The sequence below is a fragment of the Shinella fusca genome (genome assembly GCF_014203155.1).
In the GTDB taxonomy this organism is placed as follows: Bacteria; Pseudomonadota; Alphaproteobacteria; order Rhizobiales; family Rhizobiaceae; genus Shinella; species Shinella fusca.
The window spans coordinates 1-16,698 of record NZ_JACHIK010000014.1 but is presented as its reverse complement, the minus strand read 5'-3'; the positions used below and the strand labels follow the sequence as shown (position 1 = coordinate 16,698).

Here is a 16,698-nt window from a genome sequence, read left to right as displayed (position 1 = left end):
CCTATTCCGCCTTGACGACCTGCATGCGGCCGGTCGCCGTGCGGGCGGAATATTGCGGCCGGTACATGTCCTCCACCTGGGCCGCCGGCAGGTCGTAGGTGCCGGGGGTGACGGCGCGCACGACATAGGCCAGCGTCACCTCGCGGTTGTCGCCCTGGCTGCGGTTGAAGGCCGCCACGAAGCGGTCGTAGCGGAACTCCGTATGTGCCGCCTCCGTCTCGCCGAGCCAATCGAAATTGGCGAGTTTCGCGCTGTCGACGAGGCTCGGATTGTCGATCTCGAAGCCGGCGGGCAAAAGGTCGGTGATGATGATGCGCGACGGCCAGTCGTTCTGCTCCGTCACCTTCAGCACCACGACATAGCGCTCGTTCTGCTGCGCCTCGGTGATGTTGGCCTCCTCGCCGTCGAGCGTGTAGTAGCTGCGCTCGATGGCAAAGCCGTCGCCGCCGGCCGGCAGCGGATCGGCAGGAGCCGCCACTGTCGTCACCACGGCCGAGACCGGCTCGCCGGTGCGGTTGGCGACGGTCAGCGGGTTTTCAAGGAGCGACTTGCCCGTCATCTGCGCGGCATAGCCGCCGGCATGCTCCGCGCCGTTGATCTCCAGCTTCAGGCCCTTGTCGGCATCCTTCACGGCGCGGGCGGCCAGCAGCATCCAGGTCTGCTCCTGCGTGCTTGTCCAGCGCTTGTTCTCCCACTGGTTGGCGACGAGCTTCGTCAGTTGCGGAATGACGTCCGGCACCGGCCGGCTTTCTGCCGCAAGCGCCAGGATCGCCGCGCCGTCGCGCAGCGACGAGCCGTAGTCGCTGCGCGAGAGGCTGGCATTGATCACGCCGTCGCGCGCAAGGCCGAGCGCGTTGGAGAAGATCGCCAGCGAGCGCCGGGCATCGCCGTAGAGGCCGAGCGCACCGGCGATCTGCGCGCGGGCGAGCGGCGAGGTGAACTCCGACAGCTTCGTGTCGGCATAGTAGCGCAGGTCGCTGATCGCGGCCTTGCGGTTGCGGGCGAGCACGTAGAGCGCATAGGCGATCTCGTTGCCCTGCGTGGAGACATTCACGTCATAGGAGAGCGCGTTCTGCAGGTTGGAGAGCGCCTGGAGCATCGCCTGCTCGGGCACCTCGAACTTCTGCTCGCGGGCCCTCGAGAGGAAGTCGGTGACGAAGGCGTCGAGCCACAGGTCGCCCGAATCCGGCCCCCACAGGCCGAAGCTGCCGGAGGAGGACTGGTTGGCGAGCACGCGGTAGATAGCATCCTGCACCCGCTTTTGCGTTTCCGTGTCCTCCGGCAGGCCGGACTGCTTCGAGAGCTCGCTGAGATAGAGCAGCGGCAGCGCGCGGCTCGTCGTCTGCTCGGTGCAGCCGTAGGGATAGCGGTCGAGCGCCATCAGCAGCGCCGGAATGTCGAAGGCCGCGGCGCGCGAAACGTTGAGGCTCACGGAGGCGCCGGCAAGCTGGCTGTCGGCAAGAAGCTGGTCGTCGATCGTCAGGCTGCCGTTCGCGGCGATCTCGATCGGCCGGCGCGTGGTGATGGGCATGGCGGCCGGTCGCACCGGCACGTTGAGCACCTGTTCCAGCGAGAGGCCGGAGGCGTTCGAGAGCTTTATCGTGACGAGCCCGTCGCCCGCCTCGCCGCCGATCAGCGGCAGGGTGAGTGCGGTCTTGCCGCCGGGCGTGAGGGTCACGGTCTCACCGGCGCCGGTCTGCTCGACCATGACCGAGGCGTTGTGCGTGACCTCCACCGTGTAGTCGCCGGCCGGCGCATCGGTGTTGGCGATGTCGAGCCGCAGGTCCGCACGGTCCCCGGGGGCGAGGAACTTCGGCAGGCTCGCCGTCACGACGACGGGATCGCGGATGACGACGTCCTTCGACGCGCTGCCGACGCCGGTCTTCGTCCAGGCGACGGCCATCACGCGCGCGGTGCCGTTGAACTGCGGAATGTCGAAGCTGACCTTGGCGTTGCCATCCGCATCGAGCTTCACGGGCCCGGCGAAGAAGGCGACGAGCTTTTCGGTCGGCGGATTGCCCTGGAGCGCACCTTCGCCGCCGTCGCCGCCGGTGCGAAGCCGCCCGGTCGTGCCGAGCGAGCCGTCGATCAGCCGGCCGTAGAGGTCGCGGATCTCCATGCCGAGCCGGCGCTGGCCGAAATACCAGCCGGCCGGATCGGGCGCCTCGTAACGGGTGAGGTTGAGGATGCCGACGTCGACGGCGGCGACCGTGATATAGGCCTCCTCGTTCGCGCCGGCCCCTGCGACCTTCAGCGAGATGTCGAGCGGCTGGCGGGGCAGCGTCTTCTCCGGAACGTCGAGCGCGACATCGAGCTTGCGTTCGGCGGGATCGACCTTCAGCCAGGTAATGCCGATGGCGCGCATCGGCATGCGGCTCTCCTGGTCCGCACCGGGGCGGAAGAGCGTGGCGGTGACATAGGAGCCGGGCCCCCATGCCGCGGTGACGGGGATGTCCACCTCGCCGCCCCCGGCGGGGATGGAGGCGGTCTGCGTCGCGATCAGGCTTTCCGCGCCGATGGTGACGAGAAGCTGGCCGGCATAGCGCGGCGAGACCTTCAGCCGCGCCGTGTCGCCCACCTTGTAGCTTTCCTTGTCGAGCGAGATTTCCAGCGCGTCCGGCGTTTCCGTCGAGGTCGCGGCGACATACCAGCCGGCGTCGAACTCGACGCTGGTCGCCGGGCCTTCCGCCTCGGGGCTTTCCACTTCCAGCCGGTAGCGGCCCCAGGTGACGGGCACGGAAATGCGCCCGCCGTCGGCGTCAACGTCCAGCGTGCCGGTGGCGACCTGCTTGGTCGTCATGACGGGCTCGTAGCGCCACGAACTGCCGTCGCGATACCATTGATAGTCGCGCTCGACGGAGAGCAGCTTCCACGGCATGCCCTGCATCGCCTCCTTACTGCCGTCCGGGTTCACCGCGACGACGTGGAAATTCGCGACGCTGTTTTCCGAAAGGTCACCCGAGAACTCCGGCTTCACGCCGATCATCGGCCCTTCCGCCTTGACGGGCAAAGTCAGGCTGCGTTCGACAGCGCGTCCGCCCGCCTCGTTCATGCGCAGCGTCACCAGCGCCTCGAGGCGCTGGGTGGTCGAGGGAAGGTCGGTGACGGTGACGTCGAAGGTCGCCTTGCCCTCCTCGTCGAGCACGTCGAGGCCTTCGAGCGGGACGCGGTTCTCCTCGATCGCCTCCTCGTCGGCAAGGCCGAAGACGTAGCCGGGATAGGCGGGGTCCTGCCGCGTCGGCTTCAGCGCGACGTCGCCCTCGATCTCCAGCCCCGCGCCCGGCGCGCCGTAGAGATAGCGGCCCTCGACGGAGACCGGCGTCGGCACCTCGGCCTCGATGGCCTTGGCCTCGCTCGTCATGTCGAATTCGATGCGGTCCGGCACGAAGTCGTCGACGAGGAACTGCTTTTCGGCGATGGCCGTGCCCTTGGGGTCGGTGAAGACCTGCATGGTCCAGGAGCCGCGCATGCTGTTGTCCTGCAGGGGCAGGTCGACGGCGTAGCCGCCGAGCGCCGCCCCGTCCGCCACCATGCGGCGGTCCTCCACGCCGTCCGGGCGGGTGAAGACGAAGGTGAGCGGCAGCTTCTCGACGGCGTTCGCCTCGATGTCGCGGGCAAGGGCCGTCGCATGCACCGTCTCGCCGGCGCGGTAGATGCCGCGCTCGGTCCAGGCGAGCACGTCGACGGCGCCGGGCGCCGGGCGGCCGGTGACGCCGCGATCGGACAAGTCGAAGCCGGCGCGCGTCATATCGAGGAAGACGAAGTCGCCTTCGCCCTTCTTCGCGAGGATGACGGCCGGCGTGTTGGCGGCGGTGCCTCGGATGAGGCCGGCCGTGAAGGTCGCGCGGCCGTCCGCGTCCGTCGTCGCCGTGCCCAGCACCTCGTTGTTCCTGGCGATGAGCTGCAATTCGACGCCTTCGAGCGGCCCGGCCGTGTCGAGCGAGCGGGCGAAGACGGAAAGGCCGTCCGTGCCGGCATAGGTGGTGAGCCCGACGTCGGAGACGACGAACCATTGCGTCGCCTTGGAATCCCATTCGTTGCTGTGGCCGTTGGAGGCGGCGGCGGTGAGAACGTAGACGCCGGGCTTGCGCTCCGGCAGCGCCTCGTCGACCGGGAAGCTGGTCACGACGTCCTTGTTGAGGTCGGGCGCGATGTCGATCTTGCCCTGCCAGACGAGCTCACCGCTCTGGCTCTCGATGCGGTCGGCGGAATAGCCGTCGAGCTGGGTCAGGAACTGGCTGTCGGCAAGCAGCGCGGCGATGGCGCGGTCGCCGACGCGGTAGAGCTTGAGGTCGGCGCTGTCGGTGTTGACGGAAACGATCGGAATGCCGCGGCGAACGCTGCCCGGCAGCACGAAGCCGTCGCCGGTGAAACGCACCGTCGCGGCGCGGTCCTGCACGTAGACTTCAATATCGACCGCCGAGGCCAGCTGCTCGTCGACGGAGGAGGGCAGGCCTGCGCGGAAGCCGATCTTGTAGCGCTGGCCGTGGGTTAGCCCCTCGACGCAGATCTGCCGGTCCTTGGCCTCGACCGCCTTGGGCGCGGCGCCGTCGAGCGTCACGAAGGAGGCGTAGTCGGCGCCGGATTTCACCAGCGGCTCGGAGAATTCCACGCAGGCGCGCGGGCTTGCGCTGTCCGAATCGATCGTGTGGCCGACGACGCGGAAGCCCTGCCGGGCGCGAAGGCCGAGATAGGCCGACTGCACCGCGACGTCCTCTTTCAGCGCAAGGCTCGCCTTGTAGGCGTTGATGCCGGCGCGGTAGCTGGCGGACTTGTCGAGCGTGTCGCCGAGCACGGCGAGCGCCCGGGCGCGCGTCTCCGTCGTGCGCGAGAGCTCGTAGGCGTTGATGGCGGCAAGCGCGCCCTGGCCGGCGAGGTAGCTGTTGTCGTTCGCACGGCCCATGGTCTCGGCCGTCTCGATCCAGAGGTAATAATCCTCCGGCGCGAGCGACAGCGCGCCGCGGAAGGCGGTGAGCGCCCGGTCGAAATGGCCGGAGGCCGCCTCGATGCGGCCGAGCGAGGCAAGGCTTTCGGCGCCTTGGCCCTGATGCTCCGGCGCGAGCGCAAGGGCGCTGCGGAAGCTGCGGGCCTCGCCCAGCATGTAATCGCCGACGAAGGAGAGCGCCGGCGGCGCACCGATATCGGCGGCATCGTCCGCCTTGACGATCTTGCCGGCGACGGCGCCCTGGAAATGGTTGAGCTGGTTGAAGTCGCTCTTCAGGAAGCACCATTTCACCTTGGGATTATAGGTGAAGGCGCGGCAGGAAAGGTCGTCGATGCAGTCCGTCTTGCACTGGTCGAGCGTCACGTCCTGGACGGTGCGCAGGTCGAAGCCGAAATAGTCGCTGTTCTCCGTCGTCACGACGGAGCGCGTCTCCCCGGCATGGGCGGGAAGGGGCGGTGCGGCAAGGGCGGAAAGAAGAAGTGCCGAGAAACCGAAGATTGCGCGCCTAGACATGATGTCCTCCTACCGCTGCCCGTCCCGTTGCCGCCGTCACTGTTTCGGCCCGGGCCCGGCTTGTCAACCGCAAGGGGAGGGAGCCGGTGGGCCTTAAAGGGAGACGGCGCATGGAACCAGGGGGAAGACGTTTGGGGTTTGCCGTTCCATCGCCGGAAATGCGAAATATTTCGAGGCGGCCGGCGTTAACCTTTTGTTAACCATATGCGCGCAGACTTGGCATCATCGACGAATGTGCTTCTGTCATACCGCTGTTACAGCGGTCGGTTAGACCCTTCGTCAGACACGAAAGTCGTGTTTCGGCAACGCGGTGACCACGGATGTACTGGCACTGCGCGAAACACTGGCCCGGCAAGGCCGGGATGAAGAAGCGGGGGGCGACCCTCGCTTTTTTCATGCCCGCCCGGCGCTTGCCGCTGGACGCTTCCGGCCAGTTGCCCTACCGAAGACCGTCTTCTTCTCACTCGGACGGTTTCATGTCGGACGTCGCCCTCAATGTCTTGCCCGTTTTCGCGCTGATCCTCCTCGGCTGGACGCTGGTGCGCACCGGCTATCTCAGGGAGGAGCTGGGCGAGGGGCTCGGCGATTTCGTCTTCCGGGTGGCCGTGCCGGTGCTGCTCTTCCGCACCATCGCGGAGGCCGACTTTGCCGGCGAATCGCCGCTGCGCATCTGGGTCGCCTATTTCGCCGGCGTCGCCGTCACCTGGACCGTCGCGCATCTGACGGCGACGCTCGGCTTCAAGCGCGACCGGCGGATGGGGGTGCTCGCGGGCGTCTCCGCCGCCTTCGCCAACACCGTCTTCATCGGCCTGCCGCTCGTCTCGCGCGTCGTCGGCGAAGACGGGCTCGTGGCGATCTCGGTGCTGCTGTCGGTGCATCTGCCGGTCATGATGATCGCCGGCACGGTGCTCATGGAGCGTGCCGAGCGCAAGGACGGCACGCGCCCGCCGCAGAGCTTTGCGGCCCTCCTCCTCGGCATCGTGCGCAACCTCGTTCGCAATCCGCTGGTGATCGGCCTCTTCGTCGGCGCGCTGTTCCATGTCGGCGGCGTGCCGCTCAAGGGGCCGGTGAAGGTGATGGTCGATCAGGTCGCGGCCATGGCGGGGCCGGCGGCCCTCATCTCCATCGGCATGGCGCTCAACAGGTACAAGGTCGGCGGCAATGCCGGCATCGCGCTCGCCATGACGGCCCTGAAGCTCGTGCTCCTGCCGGGCTCCGTCTATGTCGCCTGCCGGCTGCTCGGCCTCAGCCCCCAGTGGACGGCCGCCATGGTGCTGACCTCCTCCGTGCCGACGGGCGTCAACGCCTGGCTGCTCGCCAACCATTTCGGCGTCGGCCACGCGCTCGCCTCCTCCACCATCACCATGACGACGGCCTTCGGCGTCTTCACCGTGTCGTTCTGGGCCTGGCTGCTCGGCTGAACTGTTTTTCCCCCAGGGCAACAAAAAACCCGGCGCGAAGGCCGGGTTTCGGTGTCTGCGTCGGTAGGGCCGCTTCTTACTGTGCGGCCGGCTGCTCGGTCGTCGTGCCGCCTTCGGCCGGGGTGGAGCCCTCGGTGGTCGTTGCAGCAGCGCCGCCCTCGGCGGGAGCCGCGCCATCGGTGGCGGCAGCGCCGCCTTCGGTCGCCGCAGCACCGGCGTCGGCCGTCGGCAGCGGAACCGGGTTGTCGGAGAGCGTGCGCAGGTAGGCGATCAGGTTGGCGCGCTCGTCGTCCTTCTTGAGGCCGGCAAAGCCCATGGCGGTGCCCGGAACGTGCTTCTTCGGCGCTTCGAGGAAGAAGTTCAGGTGGTCGAAGTCCCAGACGAGCTTGTGATCTTCGGAGAAGGTCGTCATGCCGGCGGAATAGCTGAAGCCCTCATGCGAGGCGATCGGGCGGTTCACGACGCCGTAAAGGTTAGGCCCGACCTTGTTCGGGCCTCCCTTATCGGCGTTATGACAGCTCGCACACTTCTTGAAGACGGATGCGCCGGCTGTTGCATCGGCGCTGGCAAGCAGGGTCGCGATCGGAACGGCCTTTGCGGCTTCGTCTCCGCCGGCAGCTTCCGCCCCGCCGGTTTCCTCGGCGACGATCGTGAAGCCTTCCTTCTCGGGAGCTTCCGAATGGAAAATGCCTTCAGAAGCGATCGACACGGACATCAGTACGAAGACGGTGCCAAGCAGGGCACCAACGCCCATGTTCACATAAGAGTTCATCCAAACGCTCCCCTAGCAACCGGCGGACAGACGCCGGCCAGTCTTGAAATCGCGCGGAACCTATGTCTTTTGCTGCTTCGTTGCAACAGTGATTGTAGCCCCCGCACTGAGACCTTTTGACACTTTTCCCGGGGGTTTTGAAGGGCCTGAGATGAATCGCGCCAATTTTGACAAGACCCTCGTGCTCATTCCGGCGCGCATGGCCTCGACTCGCCTTCCGGGCAAGCCGCTCGCCGATATCGCAGGCCTGCCGATGATCGTGCAGGTTGCGCGGCGCGCGGCGGCCGCCGGCGTCGGCCGGGTCGTCGTCGCGGTCGACCATCAGGACATCTTCGATGCGGTCGCGGCGGCAGGCTTCGAGGCGGTGATGACGCGCGTCGACCACCAGTCCGGCTCCGACCGCATCCACGAGGCCTTGGCGAAGAGCGACCCGGAGGCGCGCGCCGAGATCGTCATCAACGTGCAGGGCGACCTGCCGACCATCGATCCGGAAACGATCCGCGCCGCGCTCCGCCCGCTGGAGAACGCCGCGACCGATATCGCCACGCTGACGACGGAAATCCGCGAGGAAGAGGAGAAGACCAATCCGAACGTGGTGAAGGTCGTCGGCTCGCCGATCGGCGAGAGCCGCCTTCGCGCGCTCTACTTCACCCGCGCGACGGCGCCCTACGGCAAGGGGCCGCTCTACCATCACATCGGCCTCTATGCCTATCGCCGCAAGGCGCTCGAAGCCTTCGTCTCGCTTGCCCCCTCGACGCTGGAAAAGCGCGAGTCGCTGGAGCAGCTCCGGGCGCTGGAGGCCGGCATGCGGATCGACGCGGAGATCGTTGACACCGTTCCGCTCGGTGTCGATACTCCCGCCGACCTCGAAAAGGCCCGGGCAATGCTCGCGGCGCACCCCATCTGATACGGATACCCGGCCATGATCATGAAGACCAACAAGATCGCCTTCCAGGGCGAGTTCGGCGCGAATTCCGACATGGCGAGCCGCGACATGTTCCCGACCATGGAGCCGCTGCCGTGCCAGACCTTCGAGGACGCGTTCCTGGCCGTCGAGAACGGCGATGCGGATCTTGCGATGATCCCCATCGAGAACACGATCGCCGGCCGCGTCGCCGACATCCACAATCTGCTGCCGGAATCGAACCTGCACATCGTCGGCGAATATTTCATGCCGATCCGCTTCCAGCTCATGGTGCTGCCGGGCGTGACGCGCGAGGATATCCGCACGGTCCACAGCCATATCCACGCGCTCGGCCAGTGCCGCAAGATCGTGCGCCGCAACGGCTGGAAGCCGGTGATCGCCGGCGATACGGCCGGCGCCGCCAAGCTCGTCTCGGAGAGCGGCGACCGCACCATGGCTGCGCTCGCCCCGCGCCTTGCGGCCGATCTCTACGGCCTGTCGATCGTCGCGGAGAACGTCGAGGATACGGAAAGCAACGTCACCCGCTTCGTCGTCCTCTCGCGGGAGGAGAAGAAGGCCGAGCGTGACGGTGAGGGCATCGTCGTCACCACTTTCGTCTTCAACGTGCGCAACATTCCGGCCGCCCTCTACAAGGCGCTCGGCGGCTTTGCTACGAACGGCATCAACATGACGAAGCTCGAAAGCTACCAGATCGGCGGCAAGTTCATCGCCACCCAGTTCTATGCCGATATCGAAGGCCACCCTGACGACCAGCATGTGCGCCAGGCGCTGGAGGAGCTGCGCTTCTTCTCGGAGAAGGTCCGCATCCTCGGCACCTACCGGGCGCACCCGATGCGCAGCGCGTTCTAACGCTTTCGATCAGATTTCCCAGTCGAGCCAGTCGCGCATCAGCCGGTGCGCGATGGCGCCCTTCGGCGGCGGGGCCGTGACGCCCGGCGCGAGGCCGGAAAGGGCATTGCGCTCGATCATCGCCGCCGTCTCGGCGCGGGTGAACCAGCGGCAATCCTCCAGCTCGGCCTCGTCGCGGCGGATATCGAAGGAGATCGCCTCGCCGTAGCAGCCGATCATCAGCGAATGCGGCATCGGCCAGGGCTGCGAGGCGTGGTAGCGCACGCGGCCGACCTTGATGCCGGATTCCTCGAAGGTCTCGCGCCGCACCGTATGCTCGATGGTCTCGCCCGGCTCTAGGAAGCCGGCAAGGCAGGAATACATGCCCTCCGGGAAATGCGGCGAGCGGCCGAGCAGGCAAAGGTCGCGCTCGATGTCGATGACCAGCATGATCGCCACCGGATCGGTGCGCGGGAAGATCGTGTGGCCGCAGGCCTCGCAGATGCGCCGGTAGCCGCCGATCTCCGACCGGGTCGGCGAACCGCACTTGCCGCAGAAGCGGTTGTTCGCGTTCCAGGTCATCATGCTGGAGGCCTGGGCGAACTGGCCGAGCAGGTCGTCGTCGAGCATCTGCTGGCGGTAGAGCGTGCGACCGTCGGCGGCCTTCAGCGGCTCGTGCAGCGTATCGGGGTCGGCTTTGACGGGGATGGCAAGCCGCGGCTCGCCGTTCTTCAGGTAGCCGAGCAGGATGGAATCCTCCGGCACCGGGCCGAGCTCGGCAAGTTCGTAGGGCGCGAACAGTGGGTCGATGATCTTCTCGTCGTGCTTGACGACGAGCTTGCCGCCGGCGAGCGCGAAGGCGTGGACGTTCTCGGCCTTGAAGGCCTGTTCCAGGCAATCGGGCGCGCGGTGTTCCGAGCGGCGGTCGAGCGTGTTTTCCGCAAAGGCCACCATGGTGCTGGGTTCCGGATGCGGGCGGTAGAAATCGAAAAGGGAAGGCTTCATGGGGTCAGGGCATCCAGGAGCTTGGCCGCGAAGGCCTTGGTTTCCTCGGCCGTGCGCGGCTCGGCGGTGCCGTGGCCCCAGACGGGGCCCGGCCAGTTGGCATCGCCCTCGCTGCGCGCGACGACATGGACGTGCAATTGGCGGACGATGTTGCCGAGCGCGCCGGTGTTGATCTTCGTCGCGCCCGTCACCTTCTTCAGCGCCTCGGCGACGAGCACCGTCTCGAAGGTCAGCATGGTCTGGTCGAGCGGGGTCAGCTCGAAGATCTCGCTGACATTCGTCCGCTGGGGCAGGAGCACCAGCCAGGGCCAGCGCTTGTCCTTCATCAGGCGCAGTTCGCACAGGCCGATCTTCGTCAGGAGATCGCTGTCGCGCGCCAGCCGTTCGTCGGGTTGAAAGTCGCTCATGAAGTTCTTCCGCATGCCTGTTTTGAAGAGTCATGCCACGCAGCCGATTTCCCTCCAACAGTTTTTTATCGCCTCGGCTTGCATTCGGCCGGAATATTGCCGATATGGAGGGCGGGAGGTTGGTGGTGGACGAGCCACTCGCCAACCGGGTCAGGTCCGGAAGGAAGCAGCCCTAACGAGCCCCGGCACGGGTCATCGTGCCAGCCTCCCACCTTACCGTCCTGTCGGGACTAAAGCGCCTCATTTGCGGCAGGGTCGATGAGCGACGAAACCACAAATCCGTCCAGCGAAAAACCGGCCGCCTACCGGGTGCTTGCCCGCAAGTACCGCCCGAAGGACTTCTCCGACCTCATGGTCGGGCAGGAGCCGATGGTCCGTACGCTGACGAACGCGTTCGAGACCGGCCGCATCGCCCAGGCCTACATGCTGACGGGCGTGCGCGGCGTCGGCAAGACGACGACCGCCCGCATCCTCGCCCGCGCGCTCAACTACAAGACCCCCGAGATCGACAGGCCGACGATCGACCTTCGCGTGCCCGGCGAGCATTGCCAGGCCATCATGGAAGGCCGGCATGTCGACGTCATCGAGATGGATGCCGCCTCCCATACCGGCATCGACGATATCCGCGAGATCATCGAGCAGGTGCGCTACCGCCCCGTTTCGGCGCGCTACAAGGTCTATATCATCGACGAAGTGCACATGCTCTCGACGCAGGCCTTCAACGGCCTGTTGAAGACGCTGGAAGAGCCGCCGGAGCATGTGAAGTTCATCTTCGCGACGACGGAGATCCGCAAGGTCCCGATCACCGTCCTGTCGCGCTGCCAGCGGTTCGACCTGCGCCGCATCGGCGCCTCCGACCTCGTCGGCCTTTTCTCCACTATCCTAGGCAAGGAAGGCGTCGATTTCGAGCCGGATGCGCTCGCCATGGTCGCCCGCGCCGCCGAGGGCTCGGCCCGCGACGGCCTCTCGCTGCTCGATCAGGCGATCGCCCATGGGGCGGGCCGCGTCGAGGTCGAGGCCGTGCGCTCCATGCTCGGCCTTGCCGACCGGGCGCGCATCGTCGATCTCTTCGAGCATATCGTGAAGGGCGATGCGGCCGCCGCGCTCGCCGAGTTCGCCGCGCAGTACGAGGCCGGCGCCAGCCCCTCCGTCGTCCTGACGGACCTTGCCGATTTCACCCACCTCGTCACCCGCATGAAATACGTGCCGGATGCGGCCGGCGACCAGTCGCTGAGCGAGATCGAGCGCGTGCGTGGCGTGGAATTCGCCAATTCCATCGCCGTGACAGCGCTCTCGCGCATGTGGCAGATGCTGCTCAAGGGCATTCCGGAGGCGGAAGCCTCCAGCCGCCCGGCGGGCGCGGCCGAGATGGTCATCATCCGCCTTGCCCATGCCGCCAACCTTCCCTCGCCGGAAGAGGCCGCCCGCCGCCTTGCCGAGCTTTCGGGCGGCGAGGGCGGCGCTGGTGGCGGCCGCGCGCCGCAAGCGGGCGGCAACGGTGGCGGCCAGCCGACGGCGCAGGCCGCCGTTTCCGCCGTCTCCCGCCAGCCGGATGCACCGGCACGCGCCCAGTCGGGCGGCGCGACGATGCTGCGCGCCGTGCCGCAGGCCGAGCCGTCACCCCAGCCGGTCGGCCGTATCGAGTCCGCCCCGGCCGAGCAGCCGGCCGCCGCGCCGAAGGTGCCGGTCAATTCCCTCTCCGACATCGCCGACCTCTGCACGAAGAACCGCGACATCCGCCTGCGCGCGCTCGTGCGCGCCTTCGTGAAGCCGGTGCGCGTGGAGGCCGGCAAGCTGGAAATCGGCCTTGCGCAGGACGCGCCGAAATCGCTGATTACCGACCTTCAGAATCGCCTCCAGGAATGGACCGGCATGCGCTGGCTGGTCATCCTCTCGCGCGAGGCCGGCGGGCCGACGCTCTCGGAGGCCGAGACGATGGCGCAGGAGGCGCGCGTCGCCGACGCCCGGCAGGACCCGGACGTCGCCGCCATCCTGCAGCGCTTCCCCGGCGCCAAGATCACCGACGTGCGCATCAAGGTGCAGGAAGCGGAAGACGAGATCGAGACCGTCGCGGCGCCTGCCGCCGCCGAATCCGCCGAGGGCGACATCCTGCCCGGCGACGACATCGAACACTAGAAAGAGGAGAGGCCGATGCGCGACATCATGGGCATGATGGGCAAGGTCAAGGAAATGCAGGCCAAGATGGAGAAGATGCAGGAGGAGATCGCCGCGCTCGAAGTCTCCGGCGCTTCCGGCGGCGGCCTCGTCTCCGTCACGCTCGACGGCAAGGGCAATCTCAAGGGCCTGAAGATCGATCCCTCGCTTTTCAAGGAAGACGACGTCGAGATCCTGGAAGACCTGATCGTCGCCGCCCACAAGGACGCCAAGGAGAAGGCCGAGGCGCAGGCGGCCGAAAAGACCAAGGCGCTGACCGCCGGCCTGCCGATCCCGCCCGGCTTCAAACTGCCGTTCTGATACTGTAGGATCGACGGCTCCTGAGGAGGATTTCCGATGAGCCTGACGACCCTCGTAATCTTCGCCGGTGCGCTGATGATGGCGGCCGGATCGCCCGGCCCGAGCATCGCCGCGCTGGTCGCGCGTGTCCTGTCGCGCGGGGCGAGGGACGTGCTTCCCTTCCTCGCCGCCATGTGGATCGGCGAGGGCATCTGGCTCACCTGCGCCGTGCTCGGCCTTGCGGCCATCGCCGAGACCTTCTACGCCGCCTTCGTCGCCATCAAGTGGCTCGGTGTCCTCTACCTTCTCTACCTCGCCTGGAAGATGTGGTTCGCGCCGGTCGACACGGGCGAGGCCGCGCTGCCCGAGGCGCGCTCCGGCGCAAAGCTGTTCTTCGCCGGCATGACGGTGACGCTCGGCAATCCGAAGATCATGATGTTCTACGTCGCGCTGCTGCCGGCGATCATCGACCTCGGCGCCGTCACGCTCACCGGCTGGGCGGAGCTCGTCGTCACCATGTTCGTCGTGCTGGTGGCGATCGACCTTGCCTGGGTCTTCCTCGCCTCGCGCGCCCGCCGGTTCCTCAGGAGCCCGCGCGCCGTGCGCATCGCCAACCGCGTCAGCGCCGGCACCATGGCCGGGGCGGCGGCGGCCATCGCGACGCGCTGATCAGCCGGTCAGGGCCGCGCGCAGCTTGTCGTTGATGGGCGCGGCGAGATAGCGGTTGCGGTCCTCTTCGGAAAGATTCCTGCCGTAGGTGCGCAAGAGTTCCGGCATGGTGACGGGCGCGCCGTCGAAGGGCGTATAGGTGACGGTATCGCCCGCCTGGATCACGCCGTCCCTGAGCACCCGGCAGTAAAAGCCCGGCCGCCCCGCCTGCATGAAGCGCTTGGCAAAGCCCGGATCGCCCATGCGCGCCGAGAGCGTGGCGCAGGGGATGCGCGTCGAGGTGACTTCCAGAAGCACGCTTTCCGTCTCGAAGCGGTCGCCGACCGAGACGCTGCGGCTGTCGATGCCCGAAATGATGAGGTTCTCGCCGAAGGTGCCCGGCTCGATGGTCCTGCCGAACTCCTTCGTCCACCAGTCGAGATCGACCGAACCGAGCGCGTAGACCGCCTGTTCCGGGCCGCCATGGTGCTTGCGGTTGCAGATGGCGTCGCCGAGCAGCCCTTCGCGGTCGATGACGACGGCGGCATCGGTCGGCGTCTTGAAAATGCCGGTCTTGTAGCTTTTGCCGGGAACCGGACGGGCAAGGCCCGTGCATACCGCAACTATCCTGATCAGCGCTGCCTCCCTGCGGGGTGGATTCCGTTTCCCCTTGATATGGGCTAGATACCGGCAATGGCAAAACGAGTCACCGGCCCCGAAATCGAAAAACTCATCCAGCTTCTGGCGAAGGTGCCGGGCCTCGGGCCGCGCTCGGCGCGCCGGGCGGCGCTGCACCTCGTCAAGAAGAAGGACCAGCTTCTGGGTCCCCTTGCCGACGCGATGGGCGAGGCGCACCGCAAGGTGCGCATCTGCTCGTGCTGCGGCAATGTCGATACGATGGACCCCTGCACGGTCTGCACGGACGTGCAGCGCGACCAGTCGGTCATCATCGTCGTCGAGGACGTTTCCGATCTCTGGGCGCTGGAGCGCGCCGGCGCGATGAACGCCGCCTACCACGTCCTCGGCGGCACGCTCTCGCCGCTCGACGGCATCGGCCCGGACGACCTCAACATCCGCGGCCTCGTCGACCGGGTGGCGAAGGGGGACGTGCGCGAATTGATCGTCGCCGTCAACGCCACCGTCGAGGGCCAGACGACCGCCCACTACATCACCGACCAGCTTTCCGGCCTCGACGTGAAGATCACGCGCCTCGCCCACGGCGTTCCCGTCGGCGGCGAACTCGATTATCTCGACGAAGGCACGCTGACGGCCGCGCTCCGGGCGCGTACGGCGATCTGAGGAGAGTGTTCATGTTGCGATGGCTGTTGCGGTTCACCCCCCTCTGCCCTGCCGGGCATCTCCCCCACACGGGGGGAGATCGAATCGTGGCACGGCCTTACCCCAAGCAGATCTCCCCCCTTGAGGGGGAGATGCCCGGCAGGGCAGAGGGGGGTATCCTCGCCCGCCTCGCGCTGATGATTGCGCTCGCGCTCGTTTCCTTCCCCGCCCACGCCGCCTCCAAGGCCGAGGTGGAGGCGATGTTCCGCGCCTGGATCGACAACGACCTCTGGCCGGCGGCAAGGAAAACCGGCGTCAGCGAGAAGACCTTCCGCGCGGCGATGGACGGCGTGACCCTCAACTGGGACCTGCCCGACCTCGTGCCGCCGGGCTCAAAGCCGAAGAAGGAACAGGCGCAGAGCCAGGCGGAGTTCTCCGCGCCCGGCGCCTATTTCTCCGAAAAGCGCCTGCAAAGCCTTGCGGCAAGGGGGAGCAGCCTTGCCAGGGCCCATGCGTCGACCCTGCGCAGGATCGAGCAGCGCTTCGGCGTGCCCGGCGAGATCGTTCTGGCCGTCTGGGGCCGCGAATCCGGCTTCGGCAGCGCGAAGATCCCCTATTCGGCCGTCGAGGTGCTGGCCACCAAGGCCTTCATGTCGACGCGCAAGGACCTCTTCCGCAAGGAGCTGATCGCCGCGCTCCACATCGTCGACGGCGGCGACCGTACGGTGGGGCAGTTGCGCGGCTCCTGGGCCGGCGCGCTCGGCCAGCCGCAGTTCATGCCGACGAGCTTCCTGCAATATGCCGTCGATTTCGACGGCGACGGCGTGCGCGACATCTGGGATTCGGTGCCCGACACGCTCGCCTCCATTGCCAACTACCTCGTGAAGAAGGGTTGGCAGCCGGGCCGCGGCTGGGGCTACGAGGTCTCGATCCCGGACGGCGTCTCCTGCGCGCAGGAAGGGCCGGACCTCGCCAAGCCGATCTCGGCATGGGCCTCGAGCGGCATCACGCGCATCTCCGGCAAGGCGTTCCCGGCCGGCGAGGCAAAGGCCTCCGGCATGATGCTGGTCCCGGCCGGCACGCACGGGCCGGAATTCATCGTCACGCCGAATTTCTACGTGCTCAAGGAATATAACAACTCTGACCTCTACGCCCTCTTCCTCGGCAACCTCGCCGACCGCATCGCCTATGGCAGCGGCCCGTTCCGCGGCGCGTGGGGGGATGTCGGCAGGATGCTGCGCTCGGACGTGCTCGCCATGCAGAAGGCGCTCGTCGCCAAGGGCTACGACGTCGGCAAGGTCGACGGCCTGCCGGGCTACAAGACGCGCCGCTCGCTCGGCGACTGGCAGGCGAAGAACGGCCTCGCCCCCACCTGCTTTCCCGACGCCTCGCTCAAGGCCAAGCTGCGCTAGAGTATCCGTGTTGGTCAAGGTAGGGATGGGACCCATTTTCTGCCTTTGCTGAGCAGTGCATTGGCGAGGACGATGAGTTTTCGCATGATT

The 16,698-nt window shown here is 67.2% G+C and carries 13 protein-coding genes and 1 other RNA gene; 9 read left to right on the top strand and 5 right to left on the bottom strand.

Annotated elements, in window-relative coordinates:
* Window position 1 precedes the first annotated feature (1 nt).
* Window positions 2-5,458, bottom strand: a complete 5,457-nt coding sequence (locus tag HNQ66_RS17640; protein ID WP_184145488.1) for an alpha-2-macroglobulin family protein — start codon at window positions 5,456-5,458, stop codon at window positions 2-4.
* Window positions 5,459-5,934: 476 nt separating this feature from the next.
* On the opposite strand from HNQ66_RS17640, the gene HNQ66_RS17635 reads away from it, so the two are divergent.
* Window positions 5,935-6,879, top strand: a complete 945-nt coding sequence (locus HNQ66_RS17635; RefSeq protein WP_184145487.1) for an AEC family transporter — start codon at window positions 5,935-5,937, stop codon at window positions 6,877-6,879.
* Window positions 6,880-6,955: 76 nt separating this feature from the next.
* Here the strand turns inward: HNQ66_RS17635 and HNQ66_RS17630 are convergent, their stop codons facing one another.
* The gene (locus tag HNQ66_RS17630; RefSeq protein WP_184145486.1) at window positions 6,956-7,651 is read right to left on the bottom strand and encodes a c-type cytochrome; all 696 of its coding nucleotides are present in this window, start codon (window positions 7,649-7,651) and stop codon (window positions 6,956-6,958) included.
* Between the two features lie 151 nt (window positions 7,652-7,802).
* Here HNQ66_RS17630 and HNQ66_RS17625 point away from each other — a divergent pair, with 151 nt between their 5' ends.
* Window positions 7,803-8,558, top strand: a complete 756-nt coding sequence (locus tag HNQ66_RS17625; protein ID WP_184145485.1) for a 3-deoxy-manno-octulosonate cytidylyltransferase — start codon at window positions 7,803-7,805, stop codon at window positions 8,556-8,558.
* Between the two features lie 15 nt (window positions 8,559-8,573).
* Entirely contained in the window at window positions 8,574-9,425 is an 852-nt protein-coding gene (locus HNQ66_RS17620; protein ID WP_184145484.1) for a prephenate dehydratase, read from the top strand.
* A gap of 9 nt (window positions 9,426-9,434) precedes the next feature.
* On the opposite strand, the gene nudC is transcribed toward HNQ66_RS17620, so the two are convergent.
* Both nudC and HNQ66_RS17610 read right to left on the bottom strand, forming a co-directional pair.
* Complete coding sequence (gene nudC, locus HNQ66_RS17615) at window positions 9,435-10,409, bottom strand: NAD(+) diphosphatase (protein WP_184145483.1); 975 nt, start codon at window positions 10,407-10,409, stop codon at window positions 9,435-9,437.
* Window positions 10,406-10,816 (bottom strand): HIT domain-containing protein, encoded by a 411-nt coding sequence (locus HNQ66_RS17610; RefSeq protein WP_184145482.1) that lies wholly within the window; start codon window positions 10,814-10,816, stop codon window positions 10,406-10,408. The genes nudC and HNQ66_RS17610 overlap by 4 nt, the downstream gene beginning before the upstream one ends.
* A gap of 114 nt (window positions 10,817-10,930) precedes the next feature.
* Between HNQ66_RS17610 and ffs the strand changes: the two genes are divergently transcribed.
* The 4 genes from ffs to HNQ66_RS17590 all read left to right on the top strand — a co-directional run bounded on the left by ffs (window position 10,931) and on the right by HNQ66_RS17590 (window position 13,939).
* Window positions 10,931-11,028: signal recognition particle sRNA small type (ffs, locus tag HNQ66_RS17605), an RNA gene on the top strand.
* Between the two features lie 46 nt (window positions 11,029-11,074).
* The gene (locus HNQ66_RS17600; RefSeq protein WP_184145481.1) at window positions 11,075-12,952 is read left to right on the top strand and encodes a DNA polymerase III subunit gamma/tau; all 1,878 of its coding nucleotides are present in this window, start codon (window positions 11,075-11,077) and stop codon (window positions 12,950-12,952) included.
* Between the two features lie 15 nt (window positions 12,953-12,967).
* Window positions 12,968-13,291: a YbaB/EbfC family nucleoid-associated protein gene (locus HNQ66_RS17595; protein WP_184145480.1), complete on the top strand. Its 324-nt coding sequence runs from the start codon at window positions 12,968-12,970 to the stop codon at window positions 13,289-13,291.
* Window positions 13,292-13,327: 36 nt separating this feature from the next.
* On the top strand, window positions 13,328-13,939 hold the full coding sequence (locus HNQ66_RS17590) for a LysE family translocator (RefSeq protein ID WP_184145479.1): 612 nt from the start codon (window positions 13,328-13,330) through the stop codon (window positions 13,937-13,939).
* Here the strand turns inward: HNQ66_RS17590 and HNQ66_RS17585 are convergent, their stop codons facing one another.
* The gene (locus HNQ66_RS17585) at window positions 13,940-14,551 is read right to left on the bottom strand and encodes an MOSC domain-containing protein (RefSeq protein WP_184145570.1); all 612 of its coding nucleotides are present in this window, start codon (window positions 14,549-14,551) and stop codon (window positions 13,940-13,942) included.
* 60 nt (window positions 14,552-14,611) lie between these two features.
* On the opposite strand from HNQ66_RS17585, the gene recR reads away from it, so the two are divergent.
* Together recR and HNQ66_RS17575 are read left to right on the top strand one after the other, a co-directional pair.
* Window positions 14,612-15,217 carry a recombination mediator RecR gene (gene recR, locus HNQ66_RS17580; RefSeq protein ID WP_184145478.1) on the top strand — a complete coding sequence of 202 codons (606 nt, stop codon included), beginning with the start codon at window positions 14,612-14,614 and terminating at the stop codon, window positions 15,215-15,217.
* Between the two features lie 176 nt (window positions 15,218-15,393).
* Window positions 15,394-16,608: a lytic murein transglycosylase gene (locus HNQ66_RS17575; protein WP_380780281.1), complete on the top strand. Its 1,215-nt coding sequence runs from the start codon at window positions 15,394-15,396 to the stop codon at window positions 16,606-16,608.
* The last annotated feature ends 90 nt before the right edge of the window (window positions 16,609-16,698 follow it).